Annotated in this window: 18 protein-coding genes; 9 read left to right on the top strand and 9 right to left on the bottom strand. The window is 68.0% G+C overall.

The window, feature by feature from the left end:
- Positions 1-51: 51 nt before the first annotated feature.
- The 6 genes from DIE22_RS04450 to DIE22_RS04425 are packed head-to-tail and all read right to left on the bottom strand — an operon-like array spanning position 52 to position 7,083.
- Positions 52-492 carry a dihydroneopterin aldolase gene (locus DIE22_RS04450; protein ID WP_006749884.1) on the bottom strand — a complete coding sequence of 147 codons (441 nt, stop codon included), beginning with the start codon at positions 490-492 and terminating at the stop codon, positions 52-54.
- Positions 489-1,118 (bottom strand): sarcosine oxidase subunit gamma, encoded by a 630-nt coding sequence (locus DIE22_RS04445; RefSeq protein WP_124495035.1) that lies wholly within the window; start codon positions 1,116-1,118, stop codon positions 489-491. The genes DIE22_RS04450 and DIE22_RS04445 overlap by 4 nt, the downstream gene beginning before the upstream one ends.
- The gene (locus tag DIE22_RS04440; RefSeq protein WP_124495033.1) at positions 1,108-4,119 is read right to left on the bottom strand and encodes a sarcosine oxidase subunit alpha family protein; all 3,012 of its coding nucleotides are present in this window, start codon (positions 4,117-4,119) and stop codon (positions 1,108-1,110) included. Before DIE22_RS04440 ends, DIE22_RS04445 begins: the two co-directional genes overlap by 11 nt.
- Positions 4,116-4,415: a sarcosine oxidase subunit delta gene (locus DIE22_RS04435; RefSeq protein ID WP_124495031.1), complete on the bottom strand. Its 300-nt coding sequence runs from the start codon at positions 4,413-4,415 to the stop codon at positions 4,116-4,118. The genes DIE22_RS04440 and DIE22_RS04435 overlap by 4 nt, the downstream gene beginning before the upstream one ends.
- A gap of 22 nt (positions 4,416-4,437) precedes the next feature.
- Positions 4,438-5,682: a sarcosine oxidase subunit beta family protein gene (locus DIE22_RS04430; RefSeq protein ID WP_006480591.1), complete on the bottom strand. Its 1,245-nt coding sequence runs from the start codon at positions 5,680-5,682 to the stop codon at positions 4,438-4,440.
- Positions 5,683-5,697: 15 nt separating this feature from the next.
- Positions 5,698-7,083 (bottom strand): L-serine ammonia-lyase, encoded by a 1,386-nt coding sequence (locus tag DIE22_RS04425; protein WP_124495028.1) that lies wholly within the window; start codon positions 7,081-7,083, stop codon positions 5,698-5,700.
- Between the two features lie 261 nt (positions 7,084-7,344).
- Between DIE22_RS04425 and DIE22_RS04420 the strand changes: the two genes are divergently transcribed.
- The 8 genes from DIE22_RS04420 to denD all read left to right on the top strand — a co-directional run bounded on the left by DIE22_RS04420 (position 7,345) and on the right by denD (position 15,587).
- A complete protein-coding gene (locus tag DIE22_RS04420; RefSeq protein WP_124495026.1) occupies positions 7,345-8,418 on the top strand; it encodes a GlxA family transcriptional regulator in 1,074 nt (357 codons plus the stop codon).
- A gap of 204 nt (positions 8,419-8,622) precedes the next feature.
- Positions 8,623-9,327 carry a FadR/GntR family transcriptional regulator gene (locus DIE22_RS04415; RefSeq protein ID WP_124604614.1) on the top strand — a complete coding sequence of 235 codons (705 nt, stop codon included), beginning with the start codon at positions 8,623-8,625 and terminating at the stop codon, positions 9,325-9,327.
- 90 nt (positions 9,328-9,417) lie between these two features.
- Positions 9,418-10,308 carry an L-threonate dehydrogenase gene (ltnD, locus tag DIE22_RS04410; RefSeq protein ID WP_124604613.1) on the top strand — a complete coding sequence of 297 codons (891 nt, stop codon included), beginning with the start codon at positions 9,418-9,420 and terminating at the stop codon, positions 10,306-10,308.
- 19 nt (positions 10,309-10,327) lie between these two features.
- Complete coding sequence (gene otnK, locus DIE22_RS04405) at positions 10,328-11,626, top strand: 3-oxo-tetronate kinase (protein ID WP_124604612.1); 1,299 nt, start codon at positions 10,328-10,330, stop codon at positions 11,624-11,626.
- Complete coding sequence (locus tag DIE22_RS04400; RefSeq protein ID WP_409410182.1) at positions 11,623-12,264, top strand: aldolase; 642 nt, start codon at positions 11,623-11,625, stop codon at positions 12,262-12,264. The genes otnK and DIE22_RS04400 overlap by 4 nt, the downstream gene beginning before the upstream one ends.
- Positions 12,265-12,401: 137 nt before the next feature.
- Positions 12,402-13,727 carry an MFS transporter gene (locus DIE22_RS04395; protein ID WP_124495018.1) on the top strand — a complete coding sequence of 442 codons (1,326 nt, stop codon included), beginning with the start codon at positions 12,402-12,404 and terminating at the stop codon, positions 13,725-13,727.
- Between the two features lie 83 nt (positions 13,728-13,810).
- Positions 13,811-14,587: a 2-oxo-tetronate isomerase gene (gene otnI, locus DIE22_RS04390; RefSeq protein WP_124495017.1), complete on the top strand. Its 777-nt coding sequence runs from the start codon at positions 13,811-13,813 to the stop codon at positions 14,585-14,587.
- A gap of 28 nt (positions 14,588-14,615) precedes the next feature.
- Entirely contained in the window at positions 14,616-15,587 is a 972-nt protein-coding gene (gene denD, locus DIE22_RS04385; protein ID WP_124495015.1) for a D-erythronate dehydrogenase, read from the top strand.
- 67 nt (positions 15,588-15,654) lie between these two features.
- Here denD and DIE22_RS04380 read toward each other — a convergent pair whose 3' ends face one another.
- The 3 genes from DIE22_RS04380 to DIE22_RS04370 all read right to left on the bottom strand — a co-directional run bounded on the left by DIE22_RS04380 (position 15,655) and on the right by DIE22_RS04370 (position 18,329).
- Positions 15,655-16,746: a lysylphosphatidylglycerol synthase domain-containing protein gene (locus tag DIE22_RS04380; RefSeq protein WP_124495013.1), complete on the bottom strand. Its 1,092-nt coding sequence runs from the start codon at positions 16,744-16,746 to the stop codon at positions 15,655-15,657.
- A complete protein-coding gene (gene hpnI / locus DIE22_RS04375) occupies positions 16,743-17,912 on the bottom strand; it encodes a bacteriohopanetetrol glucosamine biosynthesis glycosyltransferase HpnI (protein WP_124604611.1) in 1,170 nt (389 codons plus the stop codon). Before hpnI ends, DIE22_RS04380 begins: the two co-directional genes overlap by 4 nt.
- A gap of 66 nt (positions 17,913-17,978) precedes the next feature.
- The gene (locus tag DIE22_RS04370; RefSeq protein ID WP_124604610.1) at positions 17,979-18,329 is read right to left on the bottom strand and encodes a hypothetical protein; all 351 of its coding nucleotides are present in this window, start codon (positions 18,327-18,329) and stop codon (positions 17,979-17,981) included.
- 351 nt (positions 18,330-18,680) lie between these two features.
- Between DIE22_RS04370 and DIE22_RS04365 the strand changes: the two genes are divergently transcribed.
- Positions 18,681-19,208, top strand: a complete 528-nt coding sequence (locus tag DIE22_RS04365; protein WP_124495007.1) for a cytochrome b — start codon at positions 18,681-18,683, stop codon at positions 19,206-19,208.
- Positions 19,209-19,387: the final 179 nt, after the last annotated feature.

Here is a 19,387-nt window from a genome sequence, read left to right as displayed (position 1 = left end):
TGACATCGTCATGACGCGCCGCCTTCGAAGCGATACGGGCCGCTCAGCCCGTCACAACTGCCCCGCCGCCCCCGTCCACCGCAGGTAATCCCCGCGCGTCCAGTCGAGCGACACGCCGACGCGCTTCGTCCCCGGCCGGATCTTCGGCTTGTACATCGACAGCGTCAGCGACTCCAGCGCGGGCCATTCGCGGAACGACAGCACCGCGAGATCGGCGACGAGCGTTTCGAGCAGCCGCGTATGCGGCTTGTGCGACAGGAACGACGCGACGCGCGCGCAGTACCCGTCGTAATCGATCCACTCGCCCTGCTCGCTCGGCTCGCAGCGATATCCGAGCCGCGCATCGATCACGATCGGCTGCGGCGCCTCGTGCTCGTGCGCGTGGATGCCGATGCGCGCGGGCACCTTCAGTTCGTCGACGAACACGCTCCAGCCGCGCCCGCGCAGGCGCGGCGCGTCGATCGCCACGAACGGTTCGTCGAACGGCTTCATGATGCGAGCGGCGCCGCGGCGTCGAGCATGATGCGCACGAAATAGTCGGCGAAGCTGCGACGCAGGACGATCTCGAACGTATCGTCGCCGGTCGGGATCAGCGTGATCGGCGACTTGAAGTAGTGCGACTGCGCGCACTGGCCCGGCTTGAGCACACGCGGATGCAGGTCGAGCGGGCAGCCGCGCGCGATCACGTCGCGCACGCGTTCGCCGCTGATCTCGACGACCGTGTAGCCGCTGCCGACGTCGACGGCGGCCGCATACGAACCCTGCACGGCCTCCGCGAGCTGCGCCTCGAGCACGCCCGCCTGGACGGGCCCGTTCGAGCGCACGAGCCACTCGTCGGGGCCGAGCCACAGCACGTCGTACTCGGCGCCGCGCGCGATCGTGTTCGGCACCGACGGCGGCCGGCAGCCGACCACGCGCTCGAACGCGCTGACGAATGCCGGGTCGCTCAGCTCGCCGCGCACGTTCACGAGGTCGAGGAACGGCCGCTCGCGCAGCGTGAACTTCTTCGATGCGCGCGCCTGGTGCGGCTTCAGCACATCGGCCGCGCCGACGAACGGCGATTCAAGCGTCACGCCCGCGCCCGCCACCGGCGCCTGGTTTCTCGTTTCATTCCACATTCTGGCGCACCCCTTCGGTATCGTAGAAAACCGGGCTCGAGATCTTCGCGGTGACGCGGCGGCCGTCGGCCAGCGGAATCACGACGCTCTCGCCCATCTTGTTCAGGCCGCCCTTCACCACCGCCAGCGCGATCGAGCGCTTCAGGATCGGGCTGTAATAACTCGACGTCACGTGGCCGAGCATCGGCGTCGGATCGGTCGCGGACACCTGCGTGTCCTTCGCGATGATCTGCGAACCTTCCGGCAGCACGAACTGTTCGTCCTCGGTCAGCAGGCCGACGAACTGCTTGCGGCCTTCCTTCGACGTATCCGAGCGCGACAGCGAACGCTTGCCGAGGAAGTCCTTCGACTTCGCGACGACCCCGCCCATCCCGAGGTCGTACGGCGTGATCGAGCCGTCGGTATCCTGGCCGACGATGATGTAGCCCTTCTCGGCACGCAGCACGTGCATCGTTTCCGTGCCGTACGGCGTGATGTCGAACTCGGCACCGGCCGCCATCAGCGCTTCCCACACCGCGCGGCCCGCGTTGGCCGGCACGTTCACTTCATAGGCCAGTTCGCCCGAGAAGCTGATCCGCATCACGCGCGCCTTCGCACCCGCGACGGTGCCGTTCCGGTAGCTCATGAACGGGAACGCCTCGTTGCCGAAGTCGATGTCCTGGCACACCTTCTGCACGACCTTGCGGCTCTTCGGGCCGACCACCGCGAACGTCGCCCAGTGGTCGGTGACGGACGCGAGCCGCACCTTCATGTCGGGCCATTCGGTCTGCAGCCAGCGCTCGAGCCACGTGAGCACGCGCGCCGCGCCGCCGGTCGTCGTCGTCATCATGAAATGCTGGTCGGCGAGGCGCACCGTCACGCCGTCGTCGAACACCATCCCGTTTTCGTCGAGCATCAGCCCGTAGCGGCACTTGCCGATCTCGAGCTTGTTCCACGGGTTCGTGTACATCCAGTTCAGCAGCTTCACCGCGTCCGGACCCTGGATGTCGATCTTGCCGAGCGTCGACGCGTCGAGGATGCCGACGCTGTTGCGCACCGCAAGGCATTCGCGCTTCACGGCCGCATGCAGGTCCTCGCCGTTCTTCGGGAAGTACCACGGCCGCTTCCAGTTGCCGACGTCCTCGAACATCGCGCCGTGCTCGACATGCCATTCATGCACGGCCGTCTTGCGGATCGGGTCGAGGAAGTCGCCCGTCTCGCGCCCCGCGAACGTACCGAACGACACGGGCGTGTAGTTCGGGCGGAACGTCGTCGTGCCCGTTTCCGGAATCGTCTTGCCGAGCGCCCCCGCGAGGATCGCCATCCCGTTGATGTTGCCGAGCTTGCCCTGGTCGGTGCCGAAGCCCATCGCCGTATAGCGCTTCACGTGCTCGACCGACTCGAAGCCTTCGCGCGCGGCCAGCAGGATGTCGGCGGCCGCCACGTCGTTCTGGAAGTCGACGAACTGCTTCGGCCCGCGTGCGGCGGCCTCGCGGCTGCCGACGAGCCACAACGGCTGCAGCGCGCCTTCGACGGTTTCCGCGACCTGCGGCGCGACGGGGCGTTGCGCGGCCGTGAAGCCCGCGGCCTTCGCCGCTTCGGCGCCCGCGTCGAGCGCGAGCCGCAGCGCACGTGCGAGACCGAACTCGCCCGCGGCCGCACCGACGCTCGCCTCGGCCTGCACGGGCTTGCCCGGCAGGAAGCACGCCTTCTCGTCGTTCCAGCACGCCTTGCCGCCCGACTGCGCGAACAGGTGCAGCACCGGGCTGAAGCCGCCCGACATCGCGACGAGGTCGCACGGCAGCGACTGCAGCTTGCCGCCGGTCTGGCCGTTCGAGTAGGACGCGACGTCGACCGACGATACGCGCCACTTGCCCGAAGCGGCCGTCACGACCGCACCGCTCATCACCGTCACGCCCTGCCGCTTCGCGGCCGCGGGCAGCGCGCCGTTCGACGACGCACGCGAATCGACGACCGTCACCTTCGCGCCGCACGCCTTCAGGTCGAGCGCGGTCTGGTACGCACGATCGTTGTTCGTGAACACGACCACGTTGCGGCCCGGCAGCACGCCGTAGCGATGCACGTAGGTGGACACCGCGCCGGCGAGCATCACGCCCGGCAGGTCGTTGTTGCCGAACACGATCGGACGCTCGTGCGCGCCGGTCGCGAGGATCACGCGCTTCGCGCGGACCTTCCACAGCAGCTCGCGCGTGCCCTTGCGCATCGACACCGGCTGGTGATCGGTCAGGCGCTGCGTGACCGTCACCAGGTTGTGGTCCTGGTAGCCGAACGCGGTGCTGCGCGACAGGATCGTCACGTCGGGCAGCTTGCGCAGTTCGGCCTCGATCTTCTCGACCCACTGCAGCGCGGGCTTCGCGTCGATTTCCGCACGGCACGACAGCAGGCTGCCGCCGAGTTCGCGCTGGTCGTCGACGAGGATCACGCGCGCGCCGGCCGTCGCGGCCGCATGCGCGGCGGCGAGGCCCGACGGGCCACCGCCGACCACGAGCACGTCGCAGTGCGCGTAGCATTTGTCGTAGCGATCGGCGTCGAGCACCTCGGGCGCCTTGCCGAGGCCGGCGGCCTCGCGGATCTTCTCTTCGTACTTCGGCCACATGTTGCGCGGCCACATGAAGGTCTTGTAGTAGAACCCGGCCGGCATGAAGCGCGAGAGCTTCTGGTTGATCGCGTACTTGTCGTTCTCGAGCGACGGCTCGGCGTTCACGCTCGTCGCGACGAGGCCCTGGTACAGCTCGATCTCGGTCGCACGCGCGTTCGGCACCGTGTACGGGCCGGACTCGAGCTGCACGACGGCATTCGGTTCCGCGACGTCCGCCGTCACGATCCCGCGCGGACGGTGGTACTTGAAGCTGCGCGCGACGAAGTGCACGCCGTTCGCGAGCAGCGCGGACGCGAGCGTGTCGCCCTGGAAGCCCTGATACGTGCGGCCGTTGAACGTGAAGGTCAACGGAATCGCGCGATTGATGCGGCCACCGGTGCCGAGGCGGTCTTTCTGGCTCATTTGCTCGTGCCCTCTTCGTGTGCGTTGCCGGCAGCTGCGCCACCGAACTTTTCGTAGCCCTTGATATCGTAGGTGACCGTGTCGCGCGTCACCTTGAACCAGCGGCGGCAGCCCTGCGTGTGCAGCCACTGCTCGCGGTGCAGCCCGCGCTTGTTCTCGCGCATGAACACGTATTCGCCCCATTCGCGGTCGGTCATGTTCTCGTTCGCAACCGGGCGCACGATGTCGGCTTCACCGCCGCACGTGAACTCGGATTCGGCGCGCGGCCCGCACCACGGACATTCGATCAGCAACATGTTTCTTTCTCCAATGGTCGGTTTAGTGCGCCACGGCAGCTGCGCCGTGCTCGTCGATCAGGTGGCCCGTGTAGAAGCGGTCGAGCGCGAAAGGCGCGTTCAGCGGATGCGGTTCGTCGCGGGCGATCGTGTGCGCGAACACCCAGCCCGAGCCCGGCGTCGCCTTGAAGCCGCCGGTACCCCAGCCGCAGTTGAAATAGAGGCCCTTCACGTCGGTCTTCGTGATGATCGGGCACGCGTCCGGCGACACGTCGACGATGCCGCCCCACTGGCGGTTCATCCGCACGCGCGAGAACACCGGGAACATCTCGACGATCGCCTGCAGCGTGCTTTCGATGATGTGGAAGCTGCCGCGCTGGCCGAAGCCCGTGTACTGGTCGATACCCGCGCCGATCACGAGGTCGCCCTTGTCGGACTGGCTGATGTACGCGTGCACCGCGTTCGACATGATCACCGAGTTGACCACCGGCTTGATCGGCTCGGACACCAGCGCCTGCAGCGGGTGGCTTTCGATCGGCAAACGCACGCCGGCCATGTCGGCGAGCGTCGTCGTGTTGCCGGCTGCCACCACCGCGACCTTCTTCGCCTTGATGAAGCCCTTCACCGTATCGACGCCGACCACCGCGCCGCCTTCGCGGCGAATGCCCGTCACCTGGCAGTTCTGGATGATGTCGACACCGGCGCGGTCCGCGCCGCGCGCGAAGCCCCAGGCCACCGCGTCGTGACGCGCGACGCCCGCACGGCGCTGGATCGATGCGCCGAGCACCGGGTAGCGGCTGTTCAGGTTGATCGTCGGCTCGATTTCCTTGATCTGCGCGGGCGTCAGGAATTCGGCGTCGACCCCGTTCAGCCGGTTCGCGTTCACGCGGCGCTCGGTGTCACGCACGTCCTGCAGCGTGTGCGCGAGGTTCATCACGCCGCGCTGGCTGAACATCACGTTGTAGTTGAGATCCTGCGACAGCCCTTCCCACAGCTTCATCGCCTTCTCGTACAGCGCGGCCGATTCGTCCCACAGGTAGTTCGAGCGCACGATCGTCGTGTTGCGCGCGGTGTTGCCGCCGCCGATCCAGCCCTTCTCGAGGATCGCGACGTTCGTGATCCCGTGCTCCTTCGCGAGGTAGTAGGCGGTCGCGAGGCCGTGGCCGCCGCCGCCGACGATCACGACGTCGTATTCCTTCTTCGGTTCCGGGCTCTTCCACTGCTTTTCCCAGTTCTCGTGATACGAGAGGCCGTTGCGGAACAGGCTGAATATCGAGTAGCGGCTCATGTTAGTGATCCTTCGTTAGCATTCGATGACGTTCACGGCAAGACCGCCGCGCGACGTTTCCTTGTATTTCGTCTTCATGTCGGCACCCGTCTCGCGCATCGTCTTGATCACCGAATCAAGCGAGACGTAGTGCTGGCCGTTACCCTTGAGCGCCATCCGCGACGCGTTCAGCGCCTTGATCGCGCCCATCGCGTTGCGTTCGATGCACGGGATCTGCACGAGCCCGCCGACCGGGTCGCAGGTCATGCCCAGGTTGTGCTCCATGCCGATCTCGGCTGCATTCTCGACCTGGTCGGGCGTGCCGCCCATCACCGCGGCGAGTGCGGCCGCGGCCATCGAGCACGCGACGCCCACTTCGCCCTGGCAGCCGACTTCCGCGCCGGAAATCGACGCCGTTTCCTTGTAGATGATCCCGATCGCCGCGGCCGTCAGCAGGAATTCGACGATGCCGGCTTCGTTCGAGCCCGGCACGAATTTCACGTAGTAGTGCAGCACCGCGGGAATCACGCCGGCCGCGCCGTTGGTGGGCGCGGTGACGACCCGGCCGCCCGCCGCGTTCTCCTCGTTGACGGCCATCGCATACAGGTTGACCCAGTCGAGCATCGACAGCGGGTCGCGCAGCGACTCCTCCGAACGCTCACGCAGGCGAGCGTTCAGTTCGGCCGCGCGGCGCTTCACGCGCATCGGGCCCGGCAGGTCGCCCTCGACCTTGCAGCCGCGCTCGACGCACGCGGCCATCGTGCGCCAGATCGCGAGCAGCCCGGCGCGCACTTCGTCCTCGGGGCGCAGCGTGCATTCGTTGCGCAGCATCAGCTCGGCGATCGACAGCCCGTGTTCGCGGCACTGGCGCATCAGGTCGTCGCCGGTGCGGAACGGATACGGCACGTCGGCCGCGGCGCGCACGCCGTTGACGCGATCGCCGTCGCGGTTCACGACGAAGCCGCCGCCGATCGAGTAATACTCCTTCTCGACGAGCAGCTGGCCGTGCTCGTCGAACGCCTGGAAGCGCATCCCGTTCGGGTGCACGATGCTCGTGCCGCTCATCAGCTTGCGATAGAAGCCGATGTTCTCCTTCTCGTCGAAGCGGATCGTCTGCTTGCCGAGCAGCGACAGCGACTTCTCCGCGCGGATCCCGGCGAGCCGCGGCTCGATCAGGTCCGGATCGATCGTGTCCGGCAGGTGGCCCTCGAGGCCGAGCAGCACCGCCTTGTCGGTGCCGTGGCCCTTGCCCGTTGCACCGAGCGAGCCGTATAGTTCGACCCGCACGCGGCGCACGAAGCCGAGCAGGTTCGCGTCCTCGATGTGCGACGCGAAGCGGCATGCGGCGATCATCGGGCCGACCGTGTGCGAACTGGACGGGCCGATGCCGATCTTGAACAGGTCGAACGCGCTGACGTTCATCTGGCTTCCTCTGGGTGGGCGTACGTGAAATGTCGTTGGCATCAGTACATCAAAGCGTAAAATTGGCCGATAGAACAAAAACGGCATCGGCGTGGGATAGCGCCGCCAAGCCCCGCGCAGGACGGTCCGAAAGTGCGCTTTGGCGATGATTGGCGACGCAAAAGCACAAGTCGACCGGCGTTTGCAGCGCCCGGCAGACGTCCCCGCAAACCCAGTGAAACGAGTGAGACCCGCCTTCCCGGCGTGACGAGATTGACCGCGATGACACCCGACGTACCCGCTTCCCCCCTCGCCGAACCGGCGCCGCGGCGCATCCGCTTCGGCATCGTGCTGCTGCCGAACTTCACGCTCACGGCCTTCTCGGGGTTCGTCGACATGCTGCGGCTGTCGGCCGACGACGGCGACTACAGCAAGCCCGTGCGCTGCGCATGGAGCGTGATCGGCGAAACGCTGGCGCCGGTGCGCGCGAGCTGCGGGATCCAGATCACGCCGTGGGAAACCTTCGAGAGCGCCGAGCCGTTCGACTACGTGGTCGTGGTCGGCGGGCTGCTGCATTCGGGGCCACAAGCCGGTCCGGAAACGCTCGAGTTCGTCCGCCGCGCGGCGGCGGGCGGCGCGACGGTGGTCGGGATCTGCACGGGCGTGTTTACGCTGATGCGCGCGAACGTGCTCGACGGCTACCGCACCTGTGTCAGCTGGTTCCACTACTGGGATTTCATCGAACGCTTCCCGAGCGCCGATCCCGACCTGTTGATCGCCGACCGCCTGTTCGTGATCGACCGGCGCCGGATCACCTGCTCGGGCGGCCGCGCGTCGATCGACGTCGCCGCCGCGATCCTGCTGCGCCATTTCGACCACGCGACCGTGCAGAAGGCGCTGCGCATCCTGCTCGTCGGCGAGATGCAGAAAGGCAATGCGCCGCAGCCGCACCCGCCGGGCCTCGAGCCGGCCACGCATCCGAAGGTCAAGCGCGCGATTCTCCTGATGGAACAGCATGTCGGGCGCGCGCTGCCGCTCGATGAGCTCGCGTGCAAGCTCGACATGTCGACCCGCCAGCTCGAGCGGCTGTTCAAGGCCGAGACGGGCAAGAGCCCGCAGGCGTTCGCGAAGCAGGTGCGGCTGCGCACGGCCGCATGGCTGCTGACCAGTTCCGACCGCACCGTCGCCGATATCGCGTCGAGCTGCGGGTTCGCCGACGCATCGCACCTCGGCCGCGAATTCCGCAAGCAGTTCGGCGTGCCGCCCGCGACCTATCGCGAGCGCGGCGGGGAGGTCGCGGAAGCCGGCGTGCCGGTGGCGGCCGATCCCGATCCCGTCGAAGACATCGCCGACTGACGATCGCGCGCCGTCGCGGCGCGCCCCCCCTTTCCTCCTCCGAGCGCGCGTCGAACCGCGCACGATCGCCGCATGTTCGCGTTGATTGGAACCGGTTCCAATCAGCTTGGCCGACGTTGCGCGCCGTGAATCGCGGGTTATTCCGGATGCCGACGCACACGCAAATTTGTATGATGACCACATCACCTTACAAACCAGAGCGTCATGTTCGAGAAAATTCCCGCCCGTGCGATGAGCGACCACGTCGCGCAGCAGTTGCTGAAGCAGATCGAAGCCGGCAGTTTCTCGGCCACCGGCAAGCTGCCGACGGAAGCCGTGCTCGCGCAGGAATTCGGCGTGAGCCGCACCGTGATCCGCGAGGCGATCTCGCGGCTGAAGAACGAAGGCGTGGTCGAGCCGCGCCAGGGCAGCGGCGTGTACGTGAACCAGCACGGCGCGATCCGGCCGCTGCGGATCGACTACGCGGAAGCCGTCGAGGCGAGTTCGCTGCCGCACCTGCTCGCGGTGCGCCGCGCGATCGAGGCTGAAGTCGCGGCCGAAGCCGCGCTGCACCACACCGCCGACGACATGGCCGACATCGACGATGCGCTGCGCAAGATCGACGACGCGGTGGCGGAAGGGCGCGACGGCGTCGCGGAAGACGTCGCGTTCCACCGCACGATCGCGGCCGTCACCGGCAACCCGTATTTCCTGAAGACGCTGCAGTTCCTGAACCAGTACCTCGAGGCCGGCGTGAAGGTCACGCGGCGCAACGAAGCGACGCGCGAGGATTTCTCGCGGCAGGTGCGGGAGGAACACGCGGCGATCGCCGACGCGATCCGCGCCCGCGATCCGATGGCGGCGCGCAACGCGGCGCGCACGCACATGTACAACGCCGCCCGCCGTCTCGCGGAAGCCGGCATCTGCTGATGACCGGTTGCTGAATGCTGAATGCGGCGGCCCGGGCTGAACCCGCGCCGCCGTTGTCCCGAACCTCTCCCGAATCAATCAAGGTTGACCATGTCACGAAATGTTGGAGTCATCGGCCTCGGCGCGATGGGCCTCGGCGTCGCCCGCTCGCTGCTGCGCGCGGGGTTCCGCGTGCACGCATGCGACGTGCGCGACACCGTGCTGCAGGCGTTCGCGGCCGAAGGCGGCGTGGCTTGCGCGAGCTCGGCCGAACTCGGCGCGCAGTGCGACGTCGTCGTCACGCTCGTCGTCAATGCCGCGCAGACCGAAACGGTGCTGTTCGGCGAGCACGGCGCGGTCGCGGCGATGCAGCCGGGCGGCGTCGTGATCGCGAGTGCGACCGTCGCGCCCGAGTTCGCGGTCGCGCTCGGCGCGCGCATCGAGGCCGCGGGCCTGCAGATGCTCGACGCGCCGGTGTCCGGCGGCGCCGCGCGCGCGGCGTCGGGCGAGATGACGATGATGACGTCGGGTCCCGCCGCCGCATACGCAGCCTGCGACGACGTGCTCGCCGCGATCGCCGGCAAGGTCTACCGCCTCGGCGACACGCACGGCATCGGCTCGAAGGTGAAGATCATCAACCAGCTGCTGGCCGGCGTGCATATCGCGGCGGCCGCCGAAGCGATGGCGCTGGGCCTGCGCGAAGGCGTCGATGCCGACGCGCTGTACGACGTGATCACGCACAGCGCCGGCAATTCGTGGATGTTCGAGAACCGCGTGCCGCACATCCTGAACGGCGACTACACGCCGCTGTCGGCCGTCGACATCTTCGTGAAGGATCTCGGTCTCGTGCTCGATACCGCGCGCCGCAGCAAGTTCCCGCTGCCGCTGTCGGCCACCGCGCACCAGATGTTCATGAGCGCGTCGAGCGCCGGCCACGGCGGCGAGGACGATTCCGCCGTGATCAAGACTTTCCCCGGCATCACGCTGCCGCCCGCCCGCTGATTCGAACGACGTGCCTGCCATGACCGCTTCCGCTTCCCGTCCCCTGCTCGGCTGCATCGCCGACGATTTCACCGGCGCGACCGATCTCGCGAACATGCTCGTCAAGAGCGGCATGCGTACCGTGCAGACGATCGGCGTGCCCGCCGGCGGCGCCGCAGTCGACACGGCAGTCGACGCCGACGCGATCGTCGTCGCGCTGAAATCGCGCACGATTCCCGCCGCCGACGCCGTCGCGCAATCGCTCGCCGCCTACGAATGGCTACGCGCGCAGGGTTGCCGCCAGTTCTTCTTCAAGTACTGCTCGACGTTCGACTCGACCGACGCGGGCAACATCGGGCCCGTCGCCGACGCGCTGCTCGATGCGGCCGGCGGCGGCTTCACGATCGCCTGCCCGGCGTTCCCGGAGAACGGCCGCACGATCTTCCGCGGCCACCTGTTCGTCGGCGACGTGCTGCTGAACGAATCGGGGATGGAGAACCACCCGCTCACGCCGATGACGGACGCGAATCTCGTGCGCGTGCTGCAGCGGCAGACGAAGTCGCCCGTCGGACTGATCCGCTACGACACGATCGCACTGGGCGCGGCGGCCGTACGCGCGCGGATCGAGCAGCTGCGCGCGGAAGGCGCACGCTTCGCGATCGCCGACGCGCTGTCGGATCGCGACCTCTACGTGCTCGGCGAAGCATGCGCGGGCCTGCCGCTCGTCACCGGCGGCTCGGGTGTCGCGCTCGGCCTGCCGGCGAATTTCCGTCGCGCGGAATTGCTGCCCCAGCGCGACAACGCGGCCTCGCTGCCGCGCATCGACGGGTTGTCGGCCGTGCTCGCCGGCAGCGCGTCGAAGGCCACCAACGCGCAAGTCGCCGAATGGTGCGCGACGCGACCGAGCTTCCGCGTCGATCCGCTCGCGGCTGCACGCGGCGAACCCGTCGTCGATGCCGCGCTCGCCTTCGCACGCTCGCACCTGCCGCAACCCGTGCTGATCTATGCGACCGCGACGCCCGACGAAGTGAGGAACGTCCAGCAGGCGCTCGGCGTCGAAGCGGCCGGCCATCTCGTCGAAAGCACGCTCGCGGCGATCGCCCGCGGCCTGCGTGAGCTCGGCGTGCGCAAGTTCGTCGTGGCCGGCGGCGAGACGTCCGGCGCGGTCGTGCAGGCGCTCGACGTGAAGTCGCTGCAGATCGGCGCGCAGATCGATCCGGGCGTGCCGGCCACGGCCACCATTGACGCGCAGCCGCTCGCCCTCGCGCTGAAGTCCGGCAACTTCGGCACGGTGGACTTTTTCGACAAGGCGCTGCGCGCACTCGACGGAGCCGCATGATGAGCAACGAAGCGAAACTGCGCGAAGAGATCTGCGTCGTCGGCGCGAGCCTGTATGCGCGCGGCCATGCGGTCGGCAGCGCCGGCAACATCAGCGCGCGGCTTGCCGACGGCTGGCTGATCACGCCGACCGACGCGTGCCTCGGCCGGCTCGACCCGAACCACATCGCGAAGGTCGGCCTCGACGGCCAGCCGGTATCGGGCGGCAAGCCGTCGAAGACGCTCGCGCTGCATCGCGGGATCTACGCGCGCAACACCGAAGCCAACGGCATCGTCCACACGCATTCGACGCACCTCGTCGCGCTGACGCTCGCGGGCGTGTGGCGCGACACCGACGTGCTGCCGCCGATCACGCCGTACTACGTGATGAAGGTCGGCCACATTCCGCTGATCCGCTATCGCCGTCCCGGCGACCCGGCCGTCGCGGCCGAAGTCGCGGCGCTCGCCGACCAGGTGCGCGGCGTGCTGCTCGACCGTCTCGGCCCGGTGATGTGGGGCCCGTCGGTGTCGCACGCGTCGTATGCGCTCGAGGAACTCGAGGAAACCGCGCGGCTGTGGCTGATGACGGACCCGAAGCCCGAGCCGCTGTCCGACGCGGCGCTCGACGAGCTGCGCCAGACCTTCGGCGCGCGCTGGTAACGCAACGCGTCGCGCACGAATCGCGCAGGACTCCACACCGATTCCCATGCCCGCCGTGTGCGCGGGCCCTTCCGTCAGCACACACACGAATCCGGCGGCGTACGCGCTGCCGGCACACAATATCCCTGGAGACGACGATGACTGCACTCGACGCGGCCGCAAGCCGCTCGCCCGCCGCGCCCGCCCAACCGGCCGAGCTCGACCGCACCTACAAGAAAGTGTTCTGGCGCATCGTGCCGTTCCTGATGCTCTGCTACGTGGTCGCGTATCTCGACCGCGTGAACGTCGGCTTCGCGAAGCTGCAGATGTCGCAGGACCTCGCGTTCAGCGAAACCGTGTTCGGCCTCGGCGCCGGCATCTTCTTCCTCGGCTACTTCCTGTTCGAGCTGCCGAGCAACCTGCTGATGCACCGCATCGGCGCGCGCATCTGGATCGCGCGGATCATGATCACGTGGGGCCTGCTGTCCGCCGTGTTCGCGTTCGTGAAGACGCCGACGCAGTTCTACGTGCTGCGCTTCCTGCTCGGTCTCGCGGAAGCCGGCTTCTACCCCGGCGTGATCCTGTACCTCACGTACTGGTTCCCGTCGCATCGCCGCGCGAAGATCATCGCGGTGTTCATGTCGGCGATTCCGGTGTCGGGCATCTTCGGCAACCCGCTGTCGGGCTGGATCATGGAGCGCTTTCACGGCGGCTCGGGCTTTCACGGCTGGCAATGGATGTTCGTGATCGAGGCCGTGCCGGCCCTGCTCGTCGGCATCGCGACGATCCTGTATCTCGACAACGGCATCCGCAGCGCGAAGTGGCTCGACGCGCGCGAGAAGCAGCTGCTCGAGGACGAAATCGCCGCGCAGCCGCAGGAACAGCAGCAGCACGGTCATTCGTTGAAGGCCGTGTTCTCCGACCCGCGCATGTGGTGGATGTCACTGATCTACTTCGCGTTCGTCACCGGCCAGTATGGCCTCACGTTCTGGATGCCGACGCTCGTCAAGTCCACCGGCATCACCGATACGCTCCAGATCGGCCTGCTGTCGGCGATCCCGTTCGTCGTCGCGATCGTCGTGATGAACCTGTTCGGCCACAGCGCGGACAAGCGCCGCGAACGCCGCTGGCACCTGATCGTGCCGGCGCTGATGGGCGCGGCCGGGTTTGCGGTCGCCGCGTCGTACTCGCACAATACGGCAGTGTCGATCGTGTTCCTGTCGCTCGCGGCCGGCGGCGTGCTGACCTGCGCCCCGCTGTTCTGGTCGCTGCCGACCGCGTTCCTCGCCGGCTCCGCCGCGGCCGCCGGGATCGCGATCATCAACTCGGTCGGCAACCTCGCCGGGTTCGCGAGCCCGTACGTGATCGGCTACCTGAAGGACGCCACGCACAGTACGTCCTCCGGCATGTACGTGCTCGCGGCGATGCTCGTGATCGGTGCGATCGCCGTGTGGCTCACGCCCGCGAAACTCGTGAACCGCTGATCCGCTGATCCGCTGCCTGCCGATCCGCCATTCGACGCGGGGCGCCGTGCGCCCCGCCCCATTCATTCACAGGAGCCGCTGCCATGCCCCGCTTCGCCGCCAACCTCTCGATGATGTACACCGAGCACGCGTTCCTCGAACGCTTCGCCGCTGCCTCGCATGACGGCTTCAAGGCCGTCGAGTACCTGTTCCCGTACGACTTCGCCGCCGAGGACATCCGCGCGCGCCTCGACGCGCACAACCTCGAGCAGGCGCTGTTCAACGCGCCGCCCGGCGACTGGGCCGCCGGCGAACGCGGGATCGCGTCGCTGCCGGGCCGCGAGGACGAGTTCCGGCGCGGCATCGACCAGGCGCTCGACTATGCGCGCGTGCTCGGCAACAAGAAGCTGCACGTGATGGCCGGGATGGTCGCGCCGGGCGCCGACCGCGCGCGCCATCGAGACACCTACGTGGCGAACCTGCGGCATGCGGCGCAGGCCGCCTTCGCGCGAGGCATCACGATCCTGATCGAGCCGATCAACCCGCGCGACATGCCCGGCTATTTCCTGAGCCGCCAGGACGACGCGCATGAAATCTGCGCGGAAGTCGGCGCGCCGAACCTGAAGGTGCAGTTCGACTGCTATCACTGCCAGATCGTCGAGGGCGACCTCGCGATGAAGCTCAAGCGCGATTTCGCGGGTATCGGCCACATCCAGATCGCCGGCGTGCCCGAGCGCCACGAGCCGGACATCGGCGAACTCAACTACCCGTATCTGTTCGCGCTGATCGACGCGCTCGGCTACGACGGCTGGATCGGCTGCGAGTATCGCCCGAAGGCCGGCACGTCCGAAGGGCTCGGCTGGCTCAAGCCGTATCTGTAATCCAGGCATTCCGAAGAGGGCTCACAACATGAAAGTACTGATCACCGGCGGCGCCGGCTTTCTCGGCCAGCGTCTCGCGCGCAAGCTGCTCGAGCGCGGCGAGCTGACCGGCCCCGACGGCCGCACCGGCAGGATCGACGAGCTGGTGCTGCTCGACGTCGTCAAGGGCAGCGATTTCGGCGACGCGCGCGTGACGTCGATCGTCGGCGACATCGCCGATCGCGCGGTGCTCGAAAGCGCGATCGACACGCAGACGGGCGCGATCTTCCACCTCGCGGCGATCGTCAGCGGGCAGGCCGAAGCCGATTTCGATCTCGGCATGCGGATCAACCTCGACGCGTCGCGCACGCTGCTCGAGGTGTGCCGCGCGCGCGGCCATCGTCCGCGCGTCGTGTTCACGAGCTCGGTGGCCGTCTACGGCGGCGTGCTGCCCGACGTCGTGCAAGACGACACCGCGCTGAATCCGCAATCGTCGTACGGCGCGGAGAAGGCGATCGCCGAACTGCTGCTGTGCGACTACGCGCGGCGCGGCTTCGTCGACGGCCGCGTGCTGCGGCTGCCGACCATCAGCGTGCGGCCGGGCCGCCCGAACGCGGCCGCGTCGTCGTTCGCGAGCGGCATCATCCGCGAGCCGCTGAACGGCGAGGAAAGCGTGTGCCCGGTGCCGGGTTCCACGCGGCTGTGGCTGCTGTCGCCGCGCGGCGCGATCGAAGCGCTCGTCGCCGGTTGCGAGCTCGACAGCGAGAAGCTCGGCAACAAGCGCGTGATCAACCTGCCCGGCCTGTCGGTGTCGGTCGACGAGATGATCGCGGCGCTGCGCGAAGTCGCGGGCGACGACGTCGTGAAGCGGATCCGCCATGCGCCGGACGAACGCGTCGAGAAGATCGTCGGCAGCTGGCCGGGCCGCTGGGACACGACGCGCGCGCAAGCGCTCGGACTGACGGGCGACACGTCGTTCGCGGACGTGATCCGCAGCTACATCGCCGACGAACGGCGTTGACGGCCGCGCCGCCCGGCGCGGCGGCAGCGCCGCTGCCCGCTCGTCGGGCAGGCAGCGCCAGGCCGCGTCAGCGCGGCCCGGCGGATTCCCCGCTGCGTATCGATGCGCGCTTCGTTCCGTCCGGCGAGCGCGCCGCGCCGGCCGCGTGCTGCCACGCCAGCAAGCCCGGCAGATAGAACAGCAGATCGCGCACGCGGCGGGCACCAGCCAGCGCCAGACAGGTCGGCGCGTCGAACCCGAGCAGTCCGCCGATCAGCACGAACCCGCCCTCTTGTACGCCCAGTCCGCCCGGCATCGCGAACGCGACACTGCTCAGCAACTGGATCAACGCCTCGATCGCGAGCGCCTGCGCGAAGGTCGGATCCGCGCCGAGAAAATGGAGCGCGAGCCAGATTTCCAGCGCATAGCCGATGAATTGCAGCGTCTGCCAGATCGCCAGATAGCGGACCACGGTGCCGGTCTTGCGCCAGATCATCCGAATCGACTGATCGGTGCGCGCCGATTCGCCGACGAGTGCAACCACCTTGCCGCTCGTCACACGATTGAGCACCCGCATCGCGCGCTCGAACGGCCGCGCATGCTGCATCAGCGCGAACAGCAGCAGCACCGGCACCAGCGCGGCCATGCCGATGGCAAGGTTCGCGGCCACGCGCGCGGCATCGGACGACGCATGCCCGAGCACATAGCCAATCGCGGCCAGCGCGAACACCAGCTGGCTGATCAGCGTCAGTTGCATGTCGGCGACGAGGCTCGCCACGATGGTCGCCGGCCGCACGCCCGCCTGCCGCAGCAAACCGAACGACACGATTTCGCCGCCGATCCGCGCGACCGGCAACAATCCGTTGATCGACTCGCGAATCCAGACGAGCTTCAGCATCGTCGCGAAGGATGGCCGGCGCCGGCCGCCGATCAGCATCCGCCAGTCCCACGCATTCGCGAGCATGGGCAGGATATGCGCGAGCGCCGCGACCACCAGCCCGGCGCCGGCGGTCTGCAGGCGCTGCAGGATTTCCAGCGGATGCTCGCGCCAGATCAGCCACACCGCGATCGCCAGACCGGCGAGCGCGGCCGCGCGCCCCGCATGCCGGAGCCGCGCGTCGCGGCGCGCGGGCGGCGGCTCCGCGCGGGTGTCACCCGCGGTCGTCTCCCGTTGCGTCATGATTCGCCCGCCGGTGACAGCATCCCTTCGCGGTCGACGCGAAAGCGCGTGCCGCGCCAGATGACCTGCGACGAAAAGAAGCTCGATACGAAGATCACGAACTGCAGGATGTCCACGAACGGCAGCCAGATTGCGCCGCGCATGCCGACGCGGGCCGCACGGATCGTCCTGAGCACCAGCAACGCCCGCGCGACGAGCGCCGCGACCGTCAGCCAGCAGGCGGCGGCCGCGCCGCCGGACAGCAGCACCGCGAGCAGCGCGAGCGGCAGCGGGTGCATCAGTACCGAGCCGGCATGACCGGGCCGATCGGCCGCGCGGATCGTGCGGCTCCAGCGCAATTCATGCGCAAACAGGGTCGCGAACGTTTCTTCGACACACGCATGCCCGACGACGAACGGCGGGATCGCGACATGGGCGCCCATCTGCCGAACCGCCTCGCCGAGCGCGTGATCCTCGGCCAGGTGATGTGCGAAGCGTGTCAGCCCGCCGATGCGTTCGAGCGTCGCGCGCGTGATCGCTATCGTCTGACCAAAGCACGGCCGGGCGCGCCCGATGAAGAGCCCGGTGACGACGCCGGGCAGGAAGTGGAAATTCGTCATTGTGGCGGCAACGCCGGGCCAGAAGCCGGGCGATGGGACGCCGCGATACACGCTCGTCACGATCCCGACATTCGTCTGCTGTAGCGCGCCGACGACGGCGCGCAAATAATCGCGCTCGACCAGCACGTCGCTGTCGGCGAGACAGAGCACCGAATACTCCGCGTGTTCGAGCATGTTGACGAGATTGGCGATCTTGCGGTTCGGCCCGTAAAGCCGCGCATCCGCGACAGCCTTGATGTTCGCGCCGGGATAGCGCGCGCGCAACACGTCGACGGCCGCGAGCGCGGCGTCGCTCGCATCGTGCACGCCGAACAGGTACTGAACCGGCCCCGGATAATCCTGCACGAAGAAGCTTTCGAGATGCTGTACGAGATGCCATTCGTCGCCGTGCAGCGGCTTCGCGACGGTCACGCCCGGATAGTCGCACGGCACCGCCACCGGCCGCGAAAAGAACCGGCCGATCAACACGCTCGCCACCGCGACGTATGCAATGCCCAGCACCGCGCCGATCCCGCAGGCGATCGACAGTGCCGGGCCCAGCCAGTGCAACAGATGCAGCAAAACCATGCTTCCCCCCGTGATTGCCCATGCCATCCCGGCCCGGCACCGGCACCGGCAGGCGCGAAGGTGCGCTTACGCGTACACCCGGGCGAACCGGTTCCCGTTGAGCCTGATATGAAGGACGACAAGCAAACGGTATGCGCAATCAGATGACACGACTACCGTGCGTCGATCGATTCCGGTCACACGCACGTGTCCGCGGACGGCTGCTGCCCTGAACGCCGCCTCGGACAGCTTGCGGGCAGCAAGGATGGCGGTCCCGACAGCAACGAAGGCCCACGCGCGAAACATCATCGTGGTGAAGAATGCTTCGGGCACGCGCAATACGAGCAACGACACCAGCACGCAACATTGAATGAACATGCCGGCCAGCGCAGCGATCAGCAGGTGGGCTCGCCAGCGCCCGATCGTCGAGGGTGTCACGGTGAAGATGCTCCCGTTCGCGTTGCGCGGGTCAATCTGAAACCGAATTGAAGGGAAACGAAGAACGCCGCTTGAATATCGCGGCCGATCGTAGCGGGAATACCGGCGGCAAACCTCAAGCGTTCGTCATGATCGGCGACGCGTGAGACGGCGCCATTACAATTCGCTGCGTTGCGTGCACAAGTCGGGCGCACGCGATTGCAGACGCCTGCACACGAATCGACCATGCGGCTCCGCCCTTGTCGCATTACCGGCCGAACCCGGCGCGCGGGCGCGCCCTTAACGTCTCGTTAACGATCCCGCCGTAGAATCCGTCGAAAGATGCGGTCCCACTGCTTGCCAGGAGCTTTCATGTCTACGCCCACCCGATACGACGCCGTCGCGCGCCTTCTCCACTGGCTGATCGTGGCGCTTGTCGTCGCGCAGTATGTGATCGGCTGGACGATGCCCGACGTGCATCGCGATACCCGCCCGGTCGGGCTGATCGCCGCGCACCTGATCGTGGGCACCGCGCTGCTCGCCGCGATGGCCTGTCGGGTACTCTGGCGCGCGACGCATCGTCCGCCCGCCGACGAACTGACGCCCACGATGCGCGCGCTGTCAGGCGCAACGCATTTCGCGCTCTATGCACTGCTGATCGCGGTGCCGTTGCTCGGCTGGATCAATGCGTCGTCGCGTGCATGGGCCGTGACGCTGGTCGGCATCGTCCCGCTGCCGGCGCTGTCGGCGGCCGGATCGGGATTCGGGCACGCGATGGGCGACGTGCACGGCATCCTCGCGTGGGTGCTGTTCGGCGGTATTTGCCTTCACGTCGCGGCCGCGGTCGCGCATCGTTTCGTCCTGCGCGACCAGGTCATGCAACGGATGATGCCCTGGTAGGCTCGCCACTCGCCTCCCGGCACGCCGTCGCGGGCGCAAACCCGGCCGGTACGGATCGCGATATCGTCCGGATCCCTGCTCATCCTGCGCTCGACCGGCGCGCCCATCGGAACCGGACGACGAGACGATCGCGGCGCCGCGCGAAGCGGCGCGCAATCGACGGCATGGCCGTCCGTACC

It is taken from the genome of Burkholderia sp. Bp9142, assembly GCF_003853415.1.
GTDB lineage: Bacteria > Pseudomonadota > Gammaproteobacteria > Burkholderiales > Burkholderiaceae > Burkholderia.
Note: the sequence above shows the minus strand (reverse complement) of the source record. Positions and strands in the feature narration are given on the sequence as shown.

Coding starts and splice junctions, on each gene's coding strand:
- DIE22_RS04450 (WP_006749884.1), bottom strand. CDS start 492: ATGAAGCCGTTCGACGAACCGTTCGTGGCGATCGACGCGCCGCGCCTG.
- DIE22_RS04445 (WP_124495035.1), bottom strand. CDS start 1,118: ATGTGGAATGAAACGAGAAACCAGGCGCCGGTGGCGGGCGCGGGCGTG.
- DIE22_RS04440 (WP_124495033.1), bottom strand. CDS start 4,119: ATGAGCCAGAAAGACCGCCTCGGCACCGGTGGCCGCATCAATCGCGCG.
- DIE22_RS04435 (WP_124495031.1), bottom strand. CDS start 4,415: ATGTTGCTGATCGAATGTCCGTGGTGCGGGCCGCGCGCCGAATCCGAG.
- DIE22_RS04430 (WP_006480591.1), bottom strand. CDS start 5,682: ATGAGCCGCTACTCGATATTCAGCCTGTTCCGCAACGGCCTCTCGTAT.
- DIE22_RS04425 (WP_124495028.1), bottom strand. CDS start 7,083: ATGAACGTCAGCGCGTTCGACCTGTTCAAGATCGGCATCGGCCCGTCC.
- DIE22_RS04420 (WP_124495026.1), top strand. CDS start 7,345: ATGACACCCGACGTACCCGCTTCCCCCCTCGCCGAACCGGCGCCGCGG.
- DIE22_RS04415 (WP_124604614.1), top strand. CDS start 8,623: ATGTTCGAGAAAATTCCCGCCCGTGCGATGAGCGACCACGTCGCGCAG.
- ltnD (WP_124604613.1), top strand. CDS start 9,418: ATGTCACGAAATGTTGGAGTCATCGGCCTCGGCGCGATGGGCCTCGGC.
- otnK (WP_124604612.1), top strand. CDS start 10,328: ATGACCGCTTCCGCTTCCCGTCCCCTGCTCGGCTGCATCGCCGACGAT.
- DIE22_RS04400 (WP_409410182.1), top strand. CDS start 11,623: ATGATGAGCAACGAAGCGAAACTGCGCGAAGAGATCTGCGTCGTCGGC.
- DIE22_RS04395 (WP_124495018.1), top strand. CDS start 12,402: ATGACTGCACTCGACGCGGCCGCAAGCCGCTCGCCCGCCGCGCCCGCC.
- otnI (WP_124495017.1), top strand. CDS start 13,811: ATGCCCCGCTTCGCCGCCAACCTCTCGATGATGTACACCGAGCACGCG.
- denD (WP_124495015.1), top strand. CDS start 14,616: ATGAAAGTACTGATCACCGGCGGCGCCGGCTTTCTCGGCCAGCGTCTC.
- DIE22_RS04380 (WP_124495013.1), bottom strand. CDS start 16,746: ATGACGCAACGGGAGACGACCGCGGGTGACACCCGCGCGGAGCCGCCG.
- hpnI (WP_124604611.1), bottom strand. CDS start 17,912: ATGGTTTTGCTGCATCTGTTGCACTGGCTGGGCCCGGCACTGTCGATC.
- DIE22_RS04365 (WP_124495007.1), top strand. CDS start 18,681: ATGTCTACGCCCACCCGATACGACGCCGTCGCGCGCCTTCTCCACTGG.